Below are 20,629 nucleotides of genomic sequence, written 5' to 3'. Positions count from 1 at the left end.
CGTGTCCTCAGTTAGAGCGTGTCTCGGATGGTGAGTGGAGTGCGATGCCGTCGAGGATCAGGTCGAGGCCGTCGGTGAACCGCGACTGCTCTTGCGAGACCGACTCGGTCGCGACAAGCGCCTGCAGGCGGGGGAACGCAGCAAGGTCGGCATCGGCGAGCCGGGACTGCCACACCCTGCCGACGTCCTCGCTGCCTCCCTCGGCGCGTTCACTCCCACTGAGCGCGACCCGAGCACTGCCCTGGACGTAGTGGTTGATCGTTGAGATGGCCAGGCCGCATGCGCTGAGCGGGAGCTCGATCAGCGCGAGTGCGTCAAGGAACCATTCGGCGGCGGCGAGGGTTTCGGGGCCGAACGGCGGACGTGTTGTCGCGACGGTGTCGAGCAGCCAGGGGTGCGCCATGTACATATCCCAGTCGAGCCGCGCGGCGGTGTGCAGCCGCTCGCGCCAGGAGCGGCTCCCCGGATCGGGGTAGTGGTGGAGCCGCATGACCGCGTCGACCATCAGCGACAGCAGGACCTGCTTGTCGGGTACGTGGTAGTAGAGCGACATCGGGTTGCAGCCGAGACGCCCGGCGATCCGTCGCATCGACACCGAGCCGATCCCACCCTCATCGGCGAGTTCGACGGCGGACGCCACGATGGCCTCCGCCGACAGCGGCTTGCGGTCAGGTGATTGAGCTGGCATTCATACAGTGTATGTTAGCTCGCATGGATATCAACCACGGCCACGGTCATGACCGGACCGCAGGATGGGTGCTCGCCGGCCTCGCCGCGTTCATGACCGCGTTTCTCCTCTGGTGGCTCGTGCGCGACCCGCAGGAGTTCGTCGAGGTCCGTCTCGGCGTCACCCCCGCCCTCGCCGACATCCCGTGGGTCTGGGCGGTCGCCGCCGCGATCGCGATCGCCTACGCCGGCTACACCGTTTGGAACGTCCCGGCCGTGCGCGAGCACGTGACCACCTTCTCGCGCTTGAAACTTCTCGGCATCTGGGCGGCGATCGTCTCCGGGATGCTCGAGGAGATGGTCTTCCGCCAGCTCTTCATGGACTGGCTCGACCGCTCGGACACCGCGGCCGTCACGCAGATCGCACTGTCCGCGATCGCGTTCGGCATCGCGCACGCGGCGTGGATCGTGCTGGCCCGGGACTGGAGTATCGGCATCCCCGTCATCATCGCGACCACCATCCTCGGAGCGATGCTCGCGACTTTGTACCTCCTGGCCGACAGGAGCACATTGCCGGCCATCGCCACGCACACAGCGATCAATCTGGTCATCGAACCATGGCTCATCGTCGGTGCGATAGCCGGAACCTGGCGCGCGCAGGCGGCACCGGCAGACCGCCGGCCGTCCACGGCACACGACTGACCGCGTGTCCGAATCGCTGCGAGGCGCTGTGCGCCTTGAAGGGCGCGATCGGGCCCGTCACTATTCGCAGCCGGAACCAGCGCACGGCACGTCGATGGTGGCGTTCTCGCTGCTCGCACTGCAATACTCCGCAGTGTCGGTTATCGAGGTGTACTCGGCCCGGTAGGCCACCAACGTTTCGTCGGAGAAGGCCGGGAGGTCCTTCGCGCCTCGGTAAGCGAGTTCGGCCAGGCCCTCCGAGTCCGTCTCCGCTATACCGGTGACGCCCCCGGACAGCTCACCGCTCTCGTCGGTGTGCAAGACCATGAACTGCACCTCCGCGCCCTCGATAGGTTTCCCTTCGGTGGTCAGACGGCCGGACAGCACGACCCTCTCGGTCGGGTCATCGGTAGATACGCTGGCGGCCTCGATCTCGGTCGGAATGCATCCGCCGGAATCGGACTGGACTGAACACCCGGTTCCGGCGATCAGCAGCAACGGGACCGTCGTCCACAGCCCGACGTTGAAAGCGGTCGCTCTTCGCATGGGAGGTCTTCTTCCGGGGGTTCGGGGTTCGAGCACGGTCGCGGTGAGCGACTGCGCCAATATAACGATCGGCTGCCTGCCGACCATGGCGCTTCCCCGGCGCCCTCGTTGCGGGACAGCACGAAGCAAGGGAGGGGTGCCGCGCAGCGGCACCCCTCCCTGGTCAGTTTTGTTGTCAGCCCGTGGCGTTCATCAGGGCGCCGAAGTCCTTGGGGGACAGGTCGAACACCGGGGAGTCGCTGTCCAGCTTCGAGTCCCGCAGGTGGAAGCCAGCGTCGTCGGTGCAGAAGGCGACCTCGACACAGTCGGTGTTGTTGCCGCCGCCACTGCGACCGCTCTTACGCCATGCGCGGCGAACCTCGACGCAGTCGGAGTCGTTGCCAGCGCCGCTGCGAGTGCTCTTACGCCAAACGGTCACGCCTGTCGTCATCGTGGTAGACCTCGATCCGGATCGCCATTTTCCACAGCTTCTTGCGGAGGTCATCGTAACTCGCGATGCGCGAGGGATCGTCGATGCACCAGCTCGAGTCGACGCTCTCGGTGTAGACGAATGAGGGGCATGCGAGCTCACTGTCGCCCGGCTTGTAGATGCTGAAGTTGCCGTATCTGGCGTAGACGGGCACACGCAGAACGCGGATGGAAGCCCCGGGTCTGCGCGCCCACTTCCGAAGATTCTCCATCTGCTCCTGGTACAGCTGCTCGGAGATTCGTCGGAGCTGAAGGAGGGCAGCTTCCCCTATCAGGAACATGATCGTCGGTCGGTCGGTCCGGTTCTGTAGGGCCTCAGCTCGCTCTTCCTTGAACGCCCAGCCCTTGTCCAGCCGCGTCTTAGAAGCGGAAGGCTCGATCATTGGCATCACGGTGTAGTGGAAGGCTCTCGTTTGGAGCGGCCCGGGGATGATGAGGGCGTCGAACTTGAAGATGAAACCGCAGTACCCCTCGGCCAGGGCGATGAACAAGGCGTTGAACCACGCATCCGCCTCGATCGGCTCGCCCTTCTTCCGGGCGGCCGCAACCATTTTCATGTACCCGGCGCTTTCGTCGTCCATACCGCAGGCCTTGCCGTAGCCCTCGGCCAAGGCGACCGGGATGTCGGCCCGGCCGAGTTCCCAGGCACGAACGGTGTCCTCTGATCGCGGGATTGCGTCGCCGACTTCCTTCTGTGTCCTATGCGATCTGATCCGGTGCGTCCTGCCCATCGTCTTCAGGAACCACCACGCGGAATCCTCGATCACCATACCTGCCCCCAGGTTTGTGCCTGCTGTTGATTTGGATCATCCACTATCGCACAGCCGTGCCGCATTCGGAAGTCCCGGAGTGTCGTTGGGGGAGTAGTCAACCCTGAATTTCCCGGCCTGTTTTCTCCTGGTCAGAGTTCTCGGCGTCGGACTCGCAGTGGGCAAGTCTCTTCTTGTGACCTGCGGAAACATCCCCTAGATTCATGAGTGCCGAGAAGCGGTCGAACCGGTCTCGGTGCGGTGGGGGAGCCCGGGGGCCATTGCCTCCCAGAAGAACCGATGTGGTTCCCGGGCTCGCATCTGTCGGATACCCGACGGTCTGAAAGGGAGAAGCAATGACGACTATTCCGAACCAACCCGGAATGCCGGAGTCGATGTCGCTTGAACGGGGTTCGTTCAGCGATGACTATCGGACCTATCGGGTACGTGCATCGAGCGCTGATGCACCTGACTCGTTCCAGGTGCTGACGGGGAGGGGTGACGACATCGTGCTCATCGTGTCCGGCCTCAACTCCGATGACCTGAAAGCAACCTGGGGACCGTTCTGGCGGTCCTTCAAGCCCAACTGGAAGATCTGGATCGAGGAATCGGCCTTCCGGGTCTTCTACAGCCAGCACCAGGCGATCGAGTCGGCCCCGGTCTCGTGGGTGTTCTGTGAGGGCTGAGACGGCCGTCGAGCATCCTGACGACAATGGGTGGCTCGGTGACTTCCACAGGGGCCCAGCGGTGTTCAGCGTCTTCCGCGAAATGCGTGACCGGCACCCGCTGATCCCGGACGAGTACCGGATCACCTGCAATGACGGCGCGGGGCCGCGAGAGATCTGTCGGTTCGTCGATGAGCCGGAGATGGTGCCGGAGTGGTTCGGCGCGTGGAAGAACGACGAGTGGTGCGAGTGGATCCTCAAGCGGGCCTTGGCACTCGTCGCCAGCCCGGAGAACACCTGACCTCCTGACCTTCCTCCTGGCGTCCTCGGCGCGGTAACCCCCAGGGTCGCAGCCGAGGACACCGAAGGGCCGGCCGATCTTGGTGGGGATCGGCCGGCCCTTCACAGTGCGGGCTCGGTGCGTTCGTGGATCCCGCAGTCAGGACCAGGCAGCCGACGGCCAGGGCGTGTGCAAGTTCCGCGGTCGTGTAGAGAGCCTGGTTAAGACAGGTAGGGGCGCATAGCGAAGCAGACACAGGCTTCGCGATCATCGTGGCCTCCGAACTGTTTGACCGTGAAGGCATTTCTTGTGTCTGCTGCTGTATCGTCTTCGATCCCTGCCGTGCTCGCGAAGCTGGGGCCGCTCGATGCGGAGCGTTTCGCCGACCTGCGCCCCTACGTGGAGACGGCCACGGGGTCACGGTCGCAGGCGGGGCCGGTGGTACTCACTCGCCGCGATCCTGCTGGTGTGCGCTGCAGCGGCTCTCTCGGGCGCGAAGCATCGACGAGCTCGCCGAGTGAGGTGCCCGCGCGACGGCCGGCCTGCTGGAGGCAGTTGGTATCCGTCGCGACCTGTTGCAGCGGCGGCGCTCCCCGTCGCGGTCGACGATCGGGCGGGTGCTGGAGCGGATCGACCGGCTGCGGACCATGGTCAGACTCGGCCTGTAGCATCTGGGCCAATCGGCGCCGAACAAGGGAACATCGGGCATGGATGCAGTGGCCTGGACGCTGGGCGAGGAGTATCTGTGCCTAGGAATCACCTGGCCAGAGGGAGTTCCCGCACTCGATCTGGTGGAGGTCTCCGGCGCGGCGCACGTTCGGGTCCCGATTCGCCAGCGGCGGTTCGGGTTCAAGCCCGGTACGGCCGGGCGGTTCTGTATCGGACGGTACGGATTCGTGGACGGCACCGGCATCGAACTGGTGCCCTGTCCGGGTCAGGAGCCGGCCGCCAAAGGGAACCAGTGCGAACTGTGCGCGGCGCGCGACGAGTTCCGCTTCGCGCATCACTTCCACCGCGGCGGCTACGCACCCGACGCGCTGAAACGCTATATGGCCCAGCGCCATTGGGTCTACATAGCTTCGTTCGCGGACGGCGGCTGCAAGGTGGGCACGGCCTCCGACTGCCGCAAGCGATCCAGGCTCGACGAGCAGGGCGCAGTCATGGCCTCCTACCTCGCCGAGACCGAGGACGGTGCCTCGGCCCGGCTGGTCGAGGACTCGATCACCCGTGAACTGGAGATTTCGCAGTTCAAGCATCGCCGCTCGAAGGTCACCGCCCTGGCCGCGCCGGTCGAATGGGCGACCATCGCGGACCGCCACGCCAAGATCGTGACCCGAGCGGTCGAGCTGCTCGAGGGTTCCCCGCTGGCCGCGCAGGTCGCGATCGGACCCCAGCCGTGGCAGCCTCCGGACGAGGTGACCCGGGTGTTCTCGGAGCGTCCCGCCGAAGGCTGGGCAATCTATCCGCACGACCTCCGCGAGGGCGCCCACGGATTCCACGTCTCCGGGGCGCTAGGGCCCGCGGTGTTCGCCCGGACCAGTGTGGACGCCGACGCCGTCGGGTTCATAGCCGACTTCGGCTCACTGAAGGGCTTCCGCATCGCCCCCGGCGAGCACGTCTCCCCCGAGTCGATCGTGCAGGGGACGCTGTTCTAGACGCTGCCTCGTCCCAGGTGCCACTGATCCACGGCACGCCTGCGACCGTGGCCCCGTGACCGTCTCCAAGTAGGGGCGCAGGTCGGCGAAACGCTCCGCATCGAGCGGCCCCAGCTTCGCGCAGGGCGTGTTCAAGTTCGCGCTCGTGTGAAGGGTCGGGCTGAGGCTGCCTGCCCCGCGCCATGGCCGCTTTCCGCAACTTGGCTATCGGCGTCCTCAAAACGCTCGGCGCGACCAACATCGCCAAGACCACCCGCGCGATCAGAGACGAACCCGAACGAGCCCTCACGATCCTGGGCATTACCTACAAGCCGCACCGGAACTTGAACACGCCCTGGCCGACGGCTACTGGAGCGGCTCGGTCGCCGTTTCGGCGACCGAGCCTCCTCTGCTGCTAGCACTTTCCGCGGTTGGCAGTGGTGGTGGCCGGGTGCTACCGGTATCCGGCTCCCCAGAAGGGCGGAAAGCCGTAGTGGGTGTAGACGTTCTCGTAGTACGGGCGGTCGGGCTCTGGCATGAGTTCGGGGTCGTAGCCGGGTCCCGATGCGACCTCTTCGCGGCCCCGGTCTATGTAGACGTGGTCCTCGTCGATGCGCGTGACCGCGTCCACCGGAATGAGGACCTGCTTCTTCCCCAGGCCGAGGAAGCCTCCGGAGCCGACTTCGAGGAATCGGACCTTGCGTTCCGCTTCGTCGATGATGAGGCCGTCGACCGAGCCGGTCTCGTCGCCGTTCCTGTCGATCACCTTGCGGCCGCGTACGTCCTCGTCCTCGTTGGCGACGGTCAACTCGCTGTCGCCGAGCCGGGTGAGGGTGGTCGGCTTGTCGTTCATCGTGGCTCATTCCTCTCTTCCGTCCACTGGTGGCCTCTGGATACCCGCTGCGCCGAGGCCGAATCCGGACACCTGCGGTTCGGCCCCCAGCCTGCACTCAGGACGCCTGGACCGGGGCGGGCTCGGGGGCCGGGTCGGTGGCCGCCTGGGCGGTCCACGCCACGAGCGCAGCGCCGGCGAGGAGCGAGCCGAGGATGTCCATTGCCAGGTCGGCGATGGTGTCGTTGTAGCCGACGCCCACCGGAACGGCCAGGACGACCAGGAAGAACCATTCGACGAACTCCCACACCACGCCGAAGGCCAGGCCGATCAGCGCGGTGAGCAGCACCGTCGTGGCGCGGCGGTCGTCGCGCAGCCGCGGCAGGAGCGGGGTGCCGGCGATCATGAGGTAGGCCGCGGCCGCGATGGCTGCGGTCGCCAGGCAGTGCATCACCCAGTCGGTCCAGGCGAACCGCTGGTACCAGTCGGCGGTCGTGGCGAGTGTGGCGAGCGGCAGGAGGACGCAGACGGCCAGGTCGAAGGGGCTGGGAATGCGGGAGATTCGGGGGAGGAACAGCAGGGCGAACACCAACGCAAAGAGCCCGGCGTCGGCGAGGCTGCCGGTGGCCGCGGCGGCGATCGTGCCGGCGAGAACGATCAGGCGTGCGATGTCGGCGAGGAGGCCTGCAATGGTGAGGGCGGTGCTGAAGTTGGTTTTCACGGGGTTCGTTTACCCGCAGAGTGCGAAATGCAATCGATGACCTGAACGCATCGGCCCGGACACCGGTGTCGACAAAGGTCGCCGCCCGAGTCGACGAGCTCCGGTTCTGCGCGACCCTTAGGGCGGTACCGAAAACTGGTGAGGGCCGCAACCTCGGGAAGCAGCTCATCCGCATCGCCGACCCCGAGACGTTTGTAGAGGAGCACTGACTTGGACCACGACATCCGGCCGTACCTGCCGGAGGACGAGCGCGGCTGGCTGCGCTGCCGCGTCCTCGCGTTCCTGGACACCGCGTACTTCGATGACGTCAAGACGCGGAAGCCGTCGATGCCGCCGCCCAGCCTGGAGCTGGTCGCCACCGGCCCGCGCGGTGAGGTTCGCGGCATCCTCGACATCGAGGTCGAGGGCGCATCGGCGACCATCGAGACGATCGCGGTCCACCCCGACCACCGGTCCCAGGGCATCGGCCGCGCGCTCCTCCAGGAGGCGACCCGCCGCCTCCTCGACCTGAACGTGGCCACGCTGGACGCCTGGACCAGGGACGATCCGTCGACCTTGCGCTGGTACCGGTCCAACGGGTTCGCCGAGTCCGACCACTACCTGCATGTCTACGCGGACTATTACGCCGACGAGGCCGAGCCGGATCGCGCCGTCGGCGAACGGCGGCCGGATTTGCACCCGATCAAGGCGTTCCTGCACGGCCGCATGCAAGATGAAGCGGCGATGCGTGAGCAGTTCACTCGGGTGCATGTCTGCCGCCGCTTCATGCGTGCACTCGGCGGCTGATCGGCGACCACGCTGAGTGCCGTCCTGCGCGGGGGCGGCCGGAATGCGTTTGACGGCGCGGCGGAGCCGTGGCAGGGTTCGGCCGATGCGAACGGTACCGCCGCAGAGTGTGCTCGAAGCCTTTGCCGTCACCGGTCAGCCGCGTCTGCTCGAAGGCGGGCAGGGCGAGACCTGGCAGGCCGGTTCGATAGTCCTGAAACCCGCGGGCATGGCCGCGGAGGCCCGCTGGCGCGCTTCGATCCTCAACGCACTTCCCGACACCGACCGGGTGCGGATCGCCCGGCCCGTGCGCGCGGTCTCGGGCGACTGGCTGCACGAGGGTTGGGAGGCCGGGTACCTCGTCGCGGGCCGCACCGACCCGAAGCGCTGGAACGCGGCGATCGAGGCGGGCGCGGCGTTCCACGAACTGCTCGCCGACGTGCCGCGCCCGGACTTCCTCGACGACCGGGACAACTGGTGGAGCCGCGGCGACCGGGCCGCATGGGACCTGGCGGCGAGCGCGGAGGCGCCGGTCCTGCGTCGGCTGATGGAGGCGCGCGAGCCGGTACCGGCCGAGGAGCAGCTGGTCCACGGGGACCTGCTCGGCAATGTCCTCTATGGACCTGGACTGCCGCCCGCGGTAATCGACTGGGCTCCCTACTGGCGTCCGACTTCGTGGGCCGCGGCGGTGGTGGTGGTCGACGCGCTGTGCTGGCACGGCGCCGACCGGGACCTTGTCGAACGATGGGGCCATCTCGCGCACTGGCCGCAAATGCTGTTGCGGGCCTTGCTGTTCCGCATGATCACCGACCAGGAGGCCGCCGAGTCGCGCGGTGAGGACTGGCAGCCGCATCCGACCTACGGGCCGGTCGTGAAGCTGGTCCTCGACAGCCTCTGAGCGAGTTGCCCGCAGGCCGCGGCAGCGCCCGGACTCAAGCGGGCAGCTCCTGCACATCGCCGACTCCGAGCCCTGGCCGCCGTGGGGCAGTGGGCCTTGCTAAAGGCTGTCCCGTATCTCAGTTGCGTGTGCGTTGGCGGCGAGGGAAACTCGCTGGATGGTCGATGAGATACCGCTTGCTGGTGGGTTTATCAACGAGGTCGTGTTGAAGGACGGCAGCGTGCGTCGGCCCGTCGGCCCGCATTCACCGTTCACCCACCGGCTGCTCGAGCACTTCGAGCGCTGTGAGTGGCAGGGAGCGCCACGGCTGCTGGGGTTCGATGAGCAGGGCCGGGAGATGCTGACCTTCGTCGACGGCCACGTCCCCTTCAATCTGAACCGCTCCCCGTACGCCGAATCCGATGCCAGCCTCATTCAGTTGGCCGCCCTGGTTCGCCAGTTCCATGACCTCACTGCTGGAACCGACCTCTGCGGCGACGCCGAAACGGTCTGCCACAACGACCTGGCCCCGAGGAACACCGTCTACACCGACGACACCCAGGGTGCGCTGCCGGTGGCGTTCATCGACTGGGACGCGGCCGCTCCGGGCGAGCGCATCCATGATGTCGCCCATCTTTGCTGGCAGTACCTACGACTTGGAACCCTGGTCACTGATCTTCCTGAGACCGCTCGGCGCATGCGTCTGGTCGCCGACGCCTACGGCCTGGATCGCGACGGGCGCGCCCGCCTGGTGGATACGGTGCTGTGGTGGCAGGACCGCTGCTGGCGTGGGGTCGAGGCCGAGGCCGCTGCGGGTGATGCGGCCAAGATCAAGCTCGTCGAGATGGACGTGCCCGGCTGGATCCGCACGACCTGGCAATGGGTCCGCGATCATCGCTCCGATCTCGACGCGGCCCTCACGACGAGCGCTCCGTGACGGATAGGACTCCTGGGCGCTCACGACCGGCTCGTCATTGCTTGCGCAGCAAGACTTTAGGATGCTTTGGTGGGCATCATGACGGCTGCGGAGACATCTTGGATCGAGCCGTTCTCAGGGCTCTCGCGGCGCCAGTTTGCGAAGCTCGTTCGCCAATTCGTCCGTGATAGCGCCGACGCTCCTCGACCGGGCAGGCCCTGGAGCCTGCCATTGGCTGACCGAGCGCTGGACTCCGCGGAATCAATAGCGGGACAGCCTTTAGGAGTGCACGCGGGTGAGGAAGTCGCGGACCAGCGTCGTGATCTCGTCCAGGTTGGTCTCCAGCGCCCAGTGTCCGCCGTCGAGGAGGTGCAGTTCCGCTTTGGGGAGGTCGCGCAGGTACGCCCGGGCGGAGCCTTCGGGCATGTAGCCGTCCTGCGGTCCCCAGGCGATCAGGGTGGGCGGCTGGTGTTCGCGCAGGTAGGCCTGGTAGCGCGGGAACCAGTCGAGGTTGTCGCGCAGCCCTTCCATGAGGCCGTTCATGATCTCCCGGCGCTCGGGCGTGTGCAGCTGCGCCCAGGCCAGGGTCCACAGGTCAGGTGGGATCAGCGCGGCGAGGTCTTCCCGCACGTCGTTCAGGAACTCCTCCCGGAAACCGGCCTCGCTCACCGCCGCCTCCAGCGCGGCGCGACCCTGCGGCGTGGGGTGCTCCCAGTATTCGCGCAGCCCTTGGTATTTGGGTCCGAGCTCGTCTTCGTAGATGTCGCCGTTCTGGATGATGAGCGCGGCGATCCGCTGCGGTTCGGCGATCGCGTGGCGCAGCCCGATCTGGGAGCCGTAGTCGTGCAGGTAGATCGCGTACCGGTCGAGGCCGAGGCGGTCGGTGAACTGTCGCAGAAGCTCGGCGTAGCCGTCGAAGGTGCAGTGGAACCGGTCGGGTGCGGGGGTGCTGCTGTAGCCGAAGCCCGGGAAGTCGGGTGCGATCGTGCGCCAGCGGTCGGCGAGGGCGGGCATGAGGTTCCGGAACTGGTAGGAGGAGCACGGGTAGCCGTGCGGCAGGAGGACCACCGGCGCGTCCGCCGGGCCGGCCTCCCGGTAGAAGATCTCGGTGCCGTCGAGGACGAGGCGGTGGTGCCGGACGGTGCGGTCCGGTGCTGCAGGCTGGGTTCGGGCGGTGCGTCCGGTGTCCATGTCCGTCTCCTTCACGATCGTCCGGTTCACTGGCGAGGGCGCGGTCTCGGTGGCTTTCCGCGTTGCGGCAGACCTAAACGCCGCAGCGTGGCCGCTTGTGGGGACTGCCGCCTCGTCAGCTCAGCGGAGCTCGTCGAGCAGTTCGGACACTGGCCCGACCGTCAACATCCCGCTTCCCGCCCCGGCCAGTTCCCCTTCCGCCGGAGCGAGTGCAATCGCCGTCTTCGCCCCCATCGCCTTGTCGCCCAAAGCGATTGCCGCCCGCCCGCTGAGGGCCCACATCGCCTCGGTCAGCAGATCGCCCGGCGGCACCGGCGTTCGCCGCAGCACCGTCGCCGCTTCGTCCCGCTTCCCCTCCTCGAGCAGAAGCAAGGGCCGCGCCCAGGGTTCGTAAGGGCCCCAATCGGTGTCGTCCTCGAAGGCCAACGGCATCCCATGCCGCAACCGCAGGCACAGCAGCGCGAGCGGCAGCAGACCCCGCTGCACCCCCGGCATGCCCGCGCCGTCGAGCCGCACCGCCGCGGCACGGTAGGCGGCCTCGGCCGTCGCGAACGGCGCGTCGTGGGCCGCGAGCCGCATAGCCCGGTACCACTCGGTGAAGACCCCTGTGAGCGGTCGCTCGTGCCGCTCGGCGAGCTGATCGGCCGCCGCGGCGTGCTTATCGGCGCCGTCGAAGTCCGCCAGGGCGCTCCGCGCCTGGAGTCGCACGAGATGTCCGAGGATCGCGTACGCGGGCAGACGGTGCCGGGTCGCGAGCGTGACCAGCTCGGCACCGATCCGGTCCCGCTCCGAGGCGAGGCCGGTGCGGTGGAAGGTCTGCATGAACACGCCGTTGAGCGCGAACGCCAGCAGCGCGGGATCGCCCAGTCCCCGGGCGAGCCGTTCGGCCTCGGCGGCGGCTTCGGCCGGGCGCGGGCCCGGCACGCCCCGGGATTCGACCGCGACCACCGAGAGGAGGCGGGCCCGGTCGACTTCGTGCGCGTCAGTGCCCAAGCGCGCCAAGGCATGTTCGGCGGCGGCCACGATCCGGGCGGAGCGCGCGGGATCGTCCGCGCGCGTCCAGATCGCGGGCACGTCGTAGCCGCCGATCACCCGCGCCGCGAGCTCGGGGTCGTCCAACCGCTCGGCGGCGGCGACCGTGGCGGCCCGCTGCTCCTGCGCCGTCCCGAGCCCAGCGCCGCCGGTGAAGGCGAGGCTCCGGAGCAATCCCACAGTGGACTCGAGTCGCGCGGGCGACTGCGGGCCCACCGTCTGGTCGTACGCCGCCGTCGTTGCGGCCCATACCTGTTCGGCGCTTTCGGCACCGGGGTCGGACTGGCGCAGCAGGTCGGCCTCGAGCCGCCGCAGTCGCACGTTCGGTTCCACGCCATGCCGCTCGTCGAGCAGCGACCGGGCCCGGCGCAGGACCGCGAGCGCGTCCGCCTGCCGTCCCGTGCGGTACAGCGCCAGCGCCAGCAGCCGCCAGGCCTCCTCGCGCCACGGTTGCTCGGCCACCAGCGCGTCAAGCTCCGGCACCGCCTCGCCCGGCCGCCCCAGCTCCAGCAGCGCCGCCGCACGCCGCTCGACCGCCGCCAACCGCAACTGCTCGAGCCGGGCCCGCTCGGTGCCGGCCCACGCCTCATCGAAGTCCGCATACGCCGGTCCGCGCCAATCGCCAAGGGCCGCATCGAGAAGCGCGAGCGCCCGATGCGGCGGCGCACCGGCGGCCTCGGCGGCGGCCGCCTCGAACCGCCAGGCGTCCACGGCCTCCGGCTCCGCCCGCAGCGCGTACCCCGGCCCCTCGGTCACCAGGAGCCGCGCAGGTGTACGCGGACGCCGGTCGGGTTCCAGCGCGCGCCGGAGCGCCGCCACGAACGTCCGCACCGCGCTCACCGCGCCCGCCGGCGGCTCGCTCCAGAGGTCGTCCACGAGCCGGTCCACCGGCACGACCCGCCCGTGCGCGGCCACCAGCCGCGCCAGCACCGCCCGGTGCCGGGGACCCCGCAGCTCCAGCTCGGACCCGGCCTCGTCCCAGGCCAGGACCGGGCCGAGCACACCGATTCGCACAAGGGCACCTCCATCCGCCGTCAAACTATCGCGCTCATCGAACGCTCATCGGCGACTCGCAGACTCGAGAGACCCACCGAACCAGAAGGAGCGACCATGAGTCTTTCGATACCGGGCTTCGAGCACCACCGGATCGCCGTCGATGACGGTGTCTCCCTCCATGCGGCCGTAGGCGGCGAGGGCAGCCCGATCGTGCTGCTCCACGGCTTCCCGCAGACGCACCTGATGTGGCGGCACGTCGCCGCCGACCTCGCGGCCGACCACACCGTGATCGTCCCTGACCTGCGCGGCTACGGCGCGAGCGACAAGCCCGCCGAGGACGGCCCCGACACGTACGCGAAGCGCACCATGGCCGCCGACATCGTGAACCTCGCCGAGCGGCTCGGCCACCGGCGGTTCGCGCTGGCCGGGCACGACCGGGGCGCGCTCGTCGCGGTCCGCGCGGGGCTCGACCATCCCGAGGCGGTCTCGCACCTGGCGATCCTGGACGTGGTCCCGACCCTGGACATGTGGGAGGTGCTGCACGGCGCGGACGCGGCGGTCGCGTTCCACCTCTACCTGATGGCCCAGCCGCCCGGCCTGCCCGAGCGGATGATCGCCGCGAGCGCCGACGCGTTCTTCGGGTTCTTCCTCGACGCCTGGACGAAGGACCCCGAGGCCATCCCCGGCCCGGTGCGCGCGGAGTACCTGCGGGCCTCCCGCGAGGCCGTGACCTCCATTGTGGCCGACTACCGCGCTTCGGCGGGCGTCGACCTCGAGCACGACCGGGCGTCCCGCGCGAACCGCGACCTCCTGCGGATGCCGGTGACCGTGGTCCAGCAGGACTGGGGCGCGGCCCTCGGCTACGACGCCGCGGCCGTGTGGCGGGCCTGGGCGCCCGACCTCGACCACCGGCTCACCGATGCCGGCCACTTCATGGCCGAGGAGGACCCGGCGATGGTCGCCAAGATGCTGCGGGAGCTGTTGGCGCGCTAGCGAAAGGCGTGCTCCCCGGTCGGGGAGCACGCCTTCAGCCTCAAGCGGTCGCGGGCTCGACCGCCCGCTGCCACAGGACCACCGAGAGCCAGACGACCGCCGCGGCGAGGACCACGAGCGCGAGTCCCTACCAGAGGGTCTCCTTGTACGCCTTGTCGAGTCGCTGGTCGGTCTGCTCCGCGGTGCCGTCGACGGCGAGCTGGTCGCGGAGGATCCGGCCGAGCGTCGGCAGCGAGGCGCGGTCGGGCCAGGCCTCGGTCTTCCACAGCTTGGAGCGCATGAACGCCTTGGCGCAATGCATGTACGCGGTCTTCACGGAGACGACGAGGACGCTGATCGCCGGCTTCCCCTCCACGGCCATCCGTTCGCGCAGTCCAGTGTCGACGGTGACTCGCGCCTCGCCGCTCACCCGCAGCGTCTCGTTCATGCCGGGGATGACGAACAGCAGGCCGACCGCCGGGTTCAGCACGACGTTCTCGAGGGTGTCGAGCCGGTTGTTGCCGGGGCGGTCGGGGATGGCGATGGTGCGGTCGTCCAGCACCTCGGCGAAGCCCGGCCGGTCGCCCTTCGGCGTCACATCGGCGTTGCCGTCGAGGTCGGACGAACCGATCAGCACGAACGGGCTCCGCGCGATGAACGACCGGCAGTGCGCGTCGAGCCGCCCCAGCTCCTTGCGGACCGCGATGTCGGACGCGTCCGGCGTCTTGTAGATCGCGCGCAGTTCCTCGTGCGAGCCGATGTAGTCCACGGTCTCCTCCAAGCATGGTGTCCGGAGCCGCCCGACGAGCGGCGCCTGACCTGCGGCATCTCACGAACGAAAATACTAGCCCGGCGAGCATATAGGAGCTGCGCGGAAGCTCCGAACGGCCGGGTCGTTGCCAGACAGCGACATGTTTGGATGGGAACGTGTCACATGAAGCGATCCTCACCGAGCGGCTCCGAGAAGCCGGATACGTAGCGCGGAACGTGGAGCAGGCCCTCGGCGGCGTGGTCGCCGTCGCCGGGCTGGTCACGCTCGAAGACGGCACCCAGCTCTTCGCCAAGACCATGCTCGACCACGACCTCGACCTGTTCGCCGTCGAATCCGCCGGCCTCGCCGCGCTCCGCGACCTCGGCGGAGCCCGCACCCCCGAAGTGCTGCTCGCCACGCAGCGGCTCCTCGTACTCGAGAAGATGCAGCCGCGCCGCGACGACGAGGATTTCTGGGAGCGGCTCGCCCACACCGTCGCCGCGCTCCACACCTCCACCGTGAGCGACCGGTTCGGCTGGCACAGCGACGGCTGGCTCGGCAGGCTGCGTCAGGACAACACATGGGACGCGGACGGATACGCCTTCTTCGCCGAACGGCGCGTCCTGCGCTGGCTCACCGAACCGCTGGTCGACGCGGCGTTCGACCGTGACGAGCGCGCAGCGCTGGAACGGCTCTGCGCCGCCCTGCCGGATCTGGTTCCGCCGCAGCCGCCGTGCCTGAACCACGGCGACCTGTGGCAGGAGAACATCCTCGCCACCACTGAGGGCGACCCCGTGCTCATCGACCCGGCCGTGCACTACGGCTGGCCGGAGTCCGAGCTGAGCATGCTGTGGTGTGCGACGCGCCCGCCGGTCTCAGAGCGGTTCTTCGACGTGTACAAGGAGATCGCGGGGCTCGCCGACGGCTGGGAGGAGCGGATGCAGGTCCTGCACCTGCGGGAGCTTCTCAGCATCATCGCCCACGACGACGACGATTGGGGCGCAGCGGACGCCGTTCGAGCGGTCATCAAGCCGTTCATGCGCCGCGGCGGGACGAGCGGAGCGATCAGCGGGTAGGACAGTGGAGTAATCGAGCGGTTCCAAGCGCCGTTCCGAGACCGGCGCAGCGCGCCGCTCTCGTTGCACGCGTAGACAACCCAGTGCATTCCGGAAGCGCAGTTTCGGCGGCCTCGCCTACCGGCGACCTCGCGGGCGCAGCCGCCCGCCCGGCAGCGGGGGCGCGGGGATGCGCCGGCCGTCATGGTCCGCAACGTGGCCGAACCGGGTCTGATCCGGGTCCTCCCAAGCGGTCCGGGCGGCGACGATGTCCTCATGCGAGCGTCCGACGAAATTCCACCACATGACCAGTTCCTCCGCGAACGGCTCGCCGCCGAGCAGGAACACCGAGGCGCCCGCGTCCGAGGCGAGTGGCAGCGAGTCGCGGCCGGTGCCCAGGTAGAGCAGCGGGCCGCGTTCAAGGGGCGTGCCGTCCACTTGCAGCGCACCGGAGATGACGAGGACCGCGTGCTCGAAGTCCGGCCGCAGCGGCACCACGGGCGACGCACCGGGCGCGATCGTGACCTGCGCGCCGACGAGCGGTGTGAACACGGTCGCGGGGGAGACCGCGCCGGCGAGTTCGCCGAGGGCCACGATGCCTTGCGCCCCTTCGAGTTCGAACCGCGGCAGCTCCAGGTGCTGTTCAAAGCCCGGGGCGATGCCCTGGCCGCCGTCGGGCAGCGCGACCCACAACTGCAGGCCTTCGATGAGCGGGGCCTCGCCCAGCGAGAACTCGGAATGGGCGATGCCGGGGCCGCTGGTCATGAGGTTCAGCTGCCCGGGGCGCAGCAGGACGTCCGAGCCGAGGCTGTCGCGGTGCCGGATCTCGCCCCGGAGCGGCCAGGTCACGGTCTGGAGCCCGGAGTGCGGGTGGGGGAGCACCTGCATGTCCGTGCGCTCGGGCCCGAACTGGTCGAGGAAGCACCACGCGCCGACGGTGGGTATCTCCCGCTGCGGGAGGGTGCGGCTCACGTGCATGGCGCGGACGCCGCCGAGCGGCACGTCCCGGGCCTCCAGCAGCACCGATTCGGGCCCGGCGTGGCCGGAGGGCCGGCAGGGCTCTTCCACGGGGCGAACCTCGAGATTGCTCACGCGGTCACCTTAGCGCGGGAGCGGCGAATCGGACGTGGACCGCGCCCTCGCCAGTGTTGAAAGAATATATATCGACATCGAGGCATTTTGCCTCGGTCATTCGGCGTTGCTCGGCTTCGGGGCCGAAACGGCGGCGATGCCGCCCACGAACAGCTCGATCCAGCGCTCGCGGGCCCTGGGGGGCTGGTCGAGCGGGACGGTGGCGAAGAGCAGGAAGAAGTCCTCGATGTCGAGATCGGCCCGCAACTGGCCGGACTGCTTGCCCGCCTTGATGATCCGCTCCATGGCGGCGGTGCCGCGCGCGACGGGCCGGGCGATGTCGTACTGCGCGCCCAGGGCCCGTGCGGCGGCCTTGGCGGCCTGGTCGCTGGCGGCGAGTTCGATCGTGGTGAGGAGGAAGCGCCGGAACTCCGAGAGGGCGTCGGCGCCGGCCTCCATGCGGTCGGCCGTGGCCTCGACCTCGGTCATGATCCACTCGACGTGGGATTCGACGACGGCCGCGACCAGGGCGTCCTTGGTGGGGAAGTGCCGGTAGAGGGTGCCGACCGCGACACCGGCCTCTTCGGCGATGGCCTCCATCCGGACCTCGGGTCCGTGGGCGACGATCTGCCGGTCCGCGGCCTCCAGGATCTTGGAGCGGTTGCGGGCGGCGTCGGCGCGCAGCGGGCGTTCCGCGGTCATCCCGTCTCCTCTCGTTCGGACCCGCATCGTATGGCATCGCGTCTCGAGGCGCGCGCCGCGAAGCTTGCAATAACCTGAATCATGGTTCATGATGAAGATGAACGCAAATTCAGCTTATCTCGCCGCAGGGCCTATGCTCGAGGCGAAACCGACAGGAGACACCCGATGAGCAGCAGGCAGTGGACCGTCGCCGACATCCCCGACCAGACCGGCCGCACCGTCGTCGTCACCGGTGCCAACAGCGGCCTCGGCATCGAGACCGCCCGTGCGCTGGCCGGGCGCGGCGCGCACGTGATCATGACCTCGCGTTCGGAGGCCAAGGGCCGCAAGGCCGCTGATGAGATCCGCGAGGACCACCCGCGCGCGAACCTGGAGGTGCGCACGCTCGACCTCGAAGACCTGGACTCCGTGGCCGCGTTCGCGGACGGCCTGGTCGCCGATCGGAATCGCCTCGACCTCCTCGTCAACAACGCGGGCGTCATGGCGGTGCCGCGAAGCTTGAGCCCGCAGGGCCACGAGCGCCAGTTCGCCACCAACCACCTGGGCCACTTCGCGCTCACCGGGCGGCTCCTGGGCCTGCTCGAGGCGGGCCGGAACCCGCGGGTGGTGACCGTCTCCTCGCTCGCGCACGGGCACGGGCGCATCCACTTCGAGGATCTGACCGGCGCGAAGCGCTACAGCGCGATCGGCTTCTACGGGCAGTCGAAGTTCGCCAACGCGGTCTTCGGCCTCGAACTCGATCGGCGGCTGCAGGCGGCCGGGAGCCCGGTCCGCAGTCTGCTGGCGCACCCGGGGTTCTCCGCGACCCAACTCGCCGCGAACGGCATGAACGCGGTGACTCGGCGGATCACGGCGATGATCATGCCGTTCGTGACCCAGTCGCAGGCGGACGGTGCGCTGCCGCAGCTGCGCGCGGCCACCGATCCGAAGGCGCAGGGCGGCCAGTACTACGGGCCCGCCGGCAAGCGCGAGCGCAAGGGCGCGCCGGTCGTGGTCGACACGGTCCCGGCGGCCAAGGACCGGGAGACTGCGGCGCGGCTGTGGACGGTCTCCGAGGAGTTGACCGGCGTGAAGTACGAGCTCGCCGCCGCCTGACGTTTACGGCGCGGTCTCGTCGAGGTGCTTGACGATGCGGGTGGCGATGTCCCCGAGGGTGTCGAGTTCCTCGGGGGAGATCGCATCGAGCACGAGGCGGCGGACGGCGGCCACGTGCTTGGGCGCGGCGGCTTCGATCGCCTCCCGGCCCTGGTCGGTGATGGTGACGAAGGCGCCGCGGCCGTCCTCGGCGCACTCCTCGCGGGCGACGAGGCCGCGCTTGACCATGCGGGCGATCTGGTGCGAGAGGCGGCTCTGCTCGAAGTCGACGGCCTTGGCGAGCTCTTGGAAGCGCAGGCGGTCGGCGGGCTCGTCGGTCAGGGCCACGAGGATCGCGAAGTCGGCGCCCGAGAGCTTCGACTGCGTCTGGAGTTCGCTGCCGAGGCGGGCGAAGAGCTTCTGGTTCAGCCGGATGTAAGCGCGCCAGGCGTGCTGCTCGCGCGGGCTCAGCCACTGGGTCTCGTCGTTCATGATGCCCCCATCCTACCCGGTTCTTGACACATCATCTATCCCGAGCTACAGTTCACGATGAAGAACATGACGCATCATGTACGGCGCGGGTCCACCGCGCCGGGTGCGCCGTGAAGGAAAGCTGAGGCATCGCCATGCCCGCCGTCACCGTCGAAGACGTCCTCGTCCTGCCCCGCCTGCCGCTCCCTGACCCCGCCCAGACCCGCTTCCGCGAGGTCAAGCGCCTGGTCACCGCGCCGCTCGGCATGGAAGGCGAGGGATTCCAGGTCCGCCGCGGCTTCGCGGGCATCCCGATGCACGAACTCGACCCGTTCGTCCACTTCGACCACATGGGCGAAGTCGACCTCGCCCCGGGCGAGCCCACCGGCGCGCCCTGGCACCCGCACCGCGGCTTCGAGACCGTCAGCTATGTCATGGACGGCGTCATCGAGCACGAGGACTCCAACGGCGGCGGCGGCCGGATCAGCGACGGCGACACCCAGTGGATGACCGCCGGAGCCGGCATCCTCCACAACGAGATGCCGCCCGAGAGCTTCGTCATGAGCGGCGGCGTCGTGCACGCCACCCAGCTGTGGGTCAACCTGCCGCGCGCCCAGAAGTTCGTCGCCCCGCGCTACCAGGACATCCGCGGCCGCGAGTCCGCGCTCGTCACCACAAGCGACGGCGGATCGCTCATCCGCATCATCGCGGGGGACATCGCAGGCCACGCCGGACCGGGCTCCACGTACACGCCGATCACCTTGGCGCACATCACGGTCGAGCCCGGCGCGCAAGTGGACCTGCCGTGGCACCCGGAGTACAACGCGATCGTCTACGCCCTCGCCGGCGCGGGCACCGTCGGCACCGACCGGCGCCCGTTCCAGATGGGACAGACGGCCGTGTTCGGCCCCGGCGACGCGATCCGGGTGGCCGCCGCGCCGCTCCAGGACTCGCGCACGCCCAAGCTCGACCTGTACGTGCTCGGCGGGCAGCCGATCCGCGAACCGGTGGCGCACTACGGGCCGTTCGTCATGAACACCCGCGCCGAACTGGTGCAGGCCTTCGAGGACTACCAGGCCGGACGCCTCGGCGTGATCCCCGCGAAGCGCCTCCCGCACACCGATTAAGGGTGCTTGAGCGAGCGGCCCTCGACCACCAGGTCCTGGTAGTCGGGGTGCCGCTCGATCCAGCGGGCGTAGTAGGGGCACAGCGGCCGCACCCGCTCGCCCCGCGACCGCGCCTCGTCCAGCGAGACCCGCGCCAGCTCCGAGGCCGCGCCCATGCCCTGGGCCTCGGGGAACACCTCGGTGTGGGTGAAGGTGACGACCCCTTCGCGGCGCACGTACTCGGCGAAACCGAGCAGCTTCCCGTCCTGGTGCACCTCGTAGCGGCTCCGGTCCGGCGCATCGGTCACGTCCACGTTCCTGCCTCCTTCGGCCTCCCGCCAAGCATGGTCCCCCCGGGCCGCAACGTCCACCGAACGCGGAGTCTTAGCGATCGCGCCGGAATCGTGG

At 69.0% G+C, this 20,629-nt stretch carries 24 protein-coding genes and 1 pseudogene; 12 read left to right on the top strand and 13 right to left on the bottom strand.

All coding sequences use genetic code 11. The features are described 5' to 3' along the window. Nucleotides 1-7: 7 nt before the first annotated feature. Nucleotides 8-688, bottom strand: coding sequence for a TetR/AcrR family transcriptional regulator (locus AB0I03_RS05920; protein WP_360407097.1), 681 nt, complete (start codon nucleotides 686-688; stop codon nucleotides 8-10). A 23-nt stretch (nucleotides 689-711) separates the two neighbouring features. Between AB0I03_RS05920 and AB0I03_RS05915 the strand changes: the two genes are divergently transcribed. Then, complete coding sequence (locus AB0I03_RS05915; protein WP_360407094.1) at nucleotides 712-1,368, top strand: CPBP family intramembrane glutamic endopeptidase; 657 nt, start codon at nucleotides 712-714, stop codon at nucleotides 1,366-1,368. Between the two features lie 60 nt (nucleotides 1,369-1,428). Here AB0I03_RS05915 and AB0I03_RS05910 read toward each other — a convergent pair whose 3' ends face one another. The 3 genes from AB0I03_RS05910 to AB0I03_RS05900 form a co-directional block, all read right to left on the bottom strand. Further along, a complete protein-coding gene (locus AB0I03_RS05910) occupies nucleotides 1,429-1,893 on the bottom strand; it encodes a hypothetical protein (protein WP_360407091.1) in 465 nt (154 codons plus the stop codon). A 175-nt stretch (nucleotides 1,894-2,068) separates the two neighbouring features. Next, the gene (locus AB0I03_RS05905; RefSeq protein WP_360407088.1) at nucleotides 2,069-2,311 is read right to left on the bottom strand and encodes a DUF397 domain-containing protein; all 243 of its coding nucleotides are present in this window, start codon (nucleotides 2,309-2,311) and stop codon (nucleotides 2,069-2,071) included. Beyond that, complete coding sequence (locus AB0I03_RS05900; protein ID WP_360407085.1) at nucleotides 2,295-3,131, bottom strand: Scr1 family TA system antitoxin-like transcriptional regulator; 837 nt, start codon at nucleotides 3,129-3,131, stop codon at nucleotides 2,295-2,297. The genes AB0I03_RS05905 and AB0I03_RS05900 overlap by 17 nt, the downstream gene beginning before the upstream one ends. Nucleotides 3,132-3,466: 335 nt before the next feature. Here AB0I03_RS05900 and AB0I03_RS05895 point away from each other — a divergent pair, with 335 nt between their 5' ends. The 3 genes from AB0I03_RS05895 to AB0I03_RS05885 all read left to right on the top strand — a co-directional run bounded on the left by AB0I03_RS05895 (nucleotide 3,467) and on the right by AB0I03_RS05885 (nucleotide 5,710). Continuing rightward, nucleotides 3,467-3,796, top strand: a complete 330-nt coding sequence (locus AB0I03_RS05895) for a hypothetical protein (RefSeq protein WP_360407082.1) — start codon at nucleotides 3,467-3,469, stop codon at nucleotides 3,794-3,796. Between the two features lie 82 nt (nucleotides 3,797-3,878). Continuing rightward, nucleotides 3,879-4,076, top strand: a complete 198-nt coding sequence (locus AB0I03_RS05890; RefSeq protein WP_360407079.1) for a hypothetical protein — start codon at nucleotides 3,879-3,881, stop codon at nucleotides 4,074-4,076. A gap of 686 nt (nucleotides 4,077-4,762) precedes the next feature. Further along, nucleotides 4,763-5,710, top strand: coding sequence for a DUF2797 domain-containing protein (locus AB0I03_RS05885; RefSeq protein WP_360407076.1), 948 nt, complete (start codon nucleotides 4,763-4,765; stop codon nucleotides 5,708-5,710). Between the two features lie 433 nt (nucleotides 5,711-6,143). On the opposite strand, the gene AB0I03_RS05880 is transcribed toward AB0I03_RS05885, so the two are convergent. Beyond that, nucleotides 6,144-6,542 carry a PRC-barrel domain-containing protein gene (locus AB0I03_RS05880; RefSeq protein WP_360407073.1) on the bottom strand — a complete coding sequence of 133 codons (399 nt, stop codon included), beginning with the start codon at nucleotides 6,540-6,542 and terminating at the stop codon, nucleotides 6,144-6,146. 97 nt (nucleotides 6,543-6,639) lie between these two features. Beyond that, nucleotides 6,640-7,242, bottom strand: coding sequence for a hypothetical protein (locus tag AB0I03_RS05875; RefSeq protein ID WP_360407070.1), 603 nt, complete (start codon nucleotides 7,240-7,242; stop codon nucleotides 6,640-6,642). A 210-nt stretch (nucleotides 7,243-7,452) separates the two neighbouring features. Here AB0I03_RS05875 and AB0I03_RS05870 point away from each other — a divergent pair, with 210 nt between their 5' ends. From AB0I03_RS05870 to AB0I03_RS05855, 4 genes and pseudogenes are all read left to right on the top strand, one after another. Continuing rightward, entirely contained in the window at nucleotides 7,453-8,028 is a 576-nt protein-coding gene (locus AB0I03_RS05870; RefSeq protein ID WP_360407067.1) for a GNAT family N-acetyltransferase, read from the top strand. An 85-nt stretch (nucleotides 8,029-8,113) separates the two neighbouring features. Continuing rightward, on the top strand, nucleotides 8,114-8,905 hold the full coding sequence (locus tag AB0I03_RS05865) for a TIGR02569 family protein (RefSeq protein ID WP_360407064.1): 792 nt from the start codon (nucleotides 8,114-8,116) through the stop codon (nucleotides 8,903-8,905). A 157-nt stretch (nucleotides 8,906-9,062) separates the two neighbouring features. Beyond that, nucleotides 9,063-9,821, top strand: coding sequence for a phosphotransferase (locus AB0I03_RS05860; RefSeq protein ID WP_360407061.1), 759 nt, complete (start codon nucleotides 9,063-9,065; stop codon nucleotides 9,819-9,821). A gap of 66 nt (nucleotides 9,822-9,887) precedes the next feature. Then, a pseudogene (locus tag AB0I03_RS05855) lies at nucleotides 9,888-10,049 on the top strand (IS5/IS1182 family transposase); the annotation flags it as partial. A 30-nt stretch (nucleotides 10,050-10,079) separates the two neighbouring features. On the opposite strand, the gene AB0I03_RS05850 reads toward AB0I03_RS05855, so the two are convergent. Both AB0I03_RS05850 and AB0I03_RS05845 read right to left on the bottom strand, forming a co-directional pair. Next, complete coding sequence (locus AB0I03_RS05850; protein ID WP_360407058.1) at nucleotides 10,080-10,991, bottom strand: alpha/beta hydrolase; 912 nt, start codon at nucleotides 10,989-10,991, stop codon at nucleotides 10,080-10,082. 120 nt (nucleotides 10,992-11,111) lie between these two features. Further along, nucleotides 11,112-13,037, bottom strand: coding sequence for an AfsR/SARP family transcriptional regulator (locus tag AB0I03_RS05845; RefSeq protein ID WP_360407055.1), 1,926 nt, complete (start codon nucleotides 13,035-13,037; stop codon nucleotides 11,112-11,114). 96 nt (nucleotides 13,038-13,133) lie between these two features. Here AB0I03_RS05845 and AB0I03_RS05840 point away from each other — a divergent pair, with 96 nt between their 5' ends. Then, nucleotides 13,134-14,012: an alpha/beta hydrolase gene (locus AB0I03_RS05840; protein ID WP_360408098.1), complete on the top strand. Its 879-nt coding sequence runs from the start codon at nucleotides 13,134-13,136 to the stop codon at nucleotides 14,010-14,012. Between the two features lie 127 nt (nucleotides 14,013-14,139). On the opposite strand, the gene AB0I03_RS05835 is transcribed toward AB0I03_RS05840, so the two are convergent. Beyond that, the gene (locus AB0I03_RS05835) at nucleotides 14,140-14,760 is read right to left on the bottom strand and encodes a pyridoxamine 5'-phosphate oxidase family protein (protein WP_360407052.1); all 621 of its coding nucleotides are present in this window, start codon (nucleotides 14,758-14,760) and stop codon (nucleotides 14,140-14,142) included. 158 nt (nucleotides 14,761-14,918) lie between these two features. Here AB0I03_RS05835 and AB0I03_RS05830 point away from each other — a divergent pair, with 158 nt between their 5' ends. Beyond that, nucleotides 14,919-15,818 carry a fructosamine kinase family protein gene (locus AB0I03_RS05830; RefSeq protein WP_360407049.1) on the top strand — a complete coding sequence of 300 codons (900 nt, stop codon included), beginning with the start codon at nucleotides 14,919-14,921 and terminating at the stop codon, nucleotides 15,816-15,818. A 117-nt stretch (nucleotides 15,819-15,935) separates the two neighbouring features. Here the strand turns inward: AB0I03_RS05830 and AB0I03_RS05825 are convergent, their stop codons facing one another. Both AB0I03_RS05825 and AB0I03_RS05820 read right to left on the bottom strand, forming a co-directional pair. Further along, nucleotides 15,936-16,889: a pirin family protein gene (locus tag AB0I03_RS05825; RefSeq protein ID WP_360407046.1), complete on the bottom strand. Its 954-nt coding sequence runs from the start codon at nucleotides 16,887-16,889 to the stop codon at nucleotides 15,936-15,938. 96 nt (nucleotides 16,890-16,985) lie between these two features. Further along, nucleotides 16,986-17,570: a helix-turn-helix domain-containing protein gene (locus tag AB0I03_RS05820; protein WP_360407043.1), complete on the bottom strand. Its 585-nt coding sequence runs from the start codon at nucleotides 17,568-17,570 to the stop codon at nucleotides 16,986-16,988. Nucleotides 17,571-17,735: 165 nt separating this feature from the next. On the opposite strand from AB0I03_RS05820, the gene AB0I03_RS05815 reads away from it, so the two are divergent. Then, nucleotides 17,736-18,665: an oxidoreductase gene (locus tag AB0I03_RS05815; RefSeq protein ID WP_360407040.1), complete on the top strand. Its 930-nt coding sequence runs from the start codon at nucleotides 17,736-17,738 to the stop codon at nucleotides 18,663-18,665. Between the two features lie 3 nt (nucleotides 18,666-18,668). Here AB0I03_RS05815 and AB0I03_RS05810 read toward each other — a convergent pair whose 3' ends face one another. Continuing rightward, nucleotides 18,669-19,136 carry a MarR family transcriptional regulator gene (locus AB0I03_RS05810; protein WP_360407037.1) on the bottom strand — a complete coding sequence of 156 codons (468 nt, stop codon included), beginning with the start codon at nucleotides 19,134-19,136 and terminating at the stop codon, nucleotides 18,669-18,671. 134 nt (nucleotides 19,137-19,270) lie between these two features. Between AB0I03_RS05810 and AB0I03_RS05805 the strand changes: the two genes are divergently transcribed. Next, complete coding sequence (locus tag AB0I03_RS05805) at nucleotides 19,271-20,242, top strand: pirin family protein (RefSeq protein ID WP_360407034.1); 972 nt, start codon at nucleotides 19,271-19,273, stop codon at nucleotides 20,240-20,242. Here the strand turns inward: AB0I03_RS05805 and AB0I03_RS05800 are convergent. Further along, the gene (locus AB0I03_RS05800) at nucleotides 20,239-20,535 is read right to left on the bottom strand and encodes a GNAT family N-acetyltransferase (RefSeq protein WP_360407031.1); all 297 of its coding nucleotides are present in this window, start codon (nucleotides 20,533-20,535) and stop codon (nucleotides 20,239-20,241) included. The two genes, AB0I03_RS05805 and AB0I03_RS05800, sit on opposite strands and share 4 nt — an antisense overlap. Nucleotides 20,536-20,629: the final 94 nt, after the last annotated feature.

Origin of the sequence: Glycomyces sp. NPDC021274 (assembly GCF_040641195.1) — a bacterium.
In the GTDB taxonomy this organism is placed as follows: domain Bacteria; phylum Actinomycetota; class Actinomycetes; order Mycobacteriales; family Micromonosporaceae; genus Glycomyces.
Note: the sequence above shows the minus strand (reverse complement) of the source record. Positions and strands in the feature narration are given on the sequence as shown.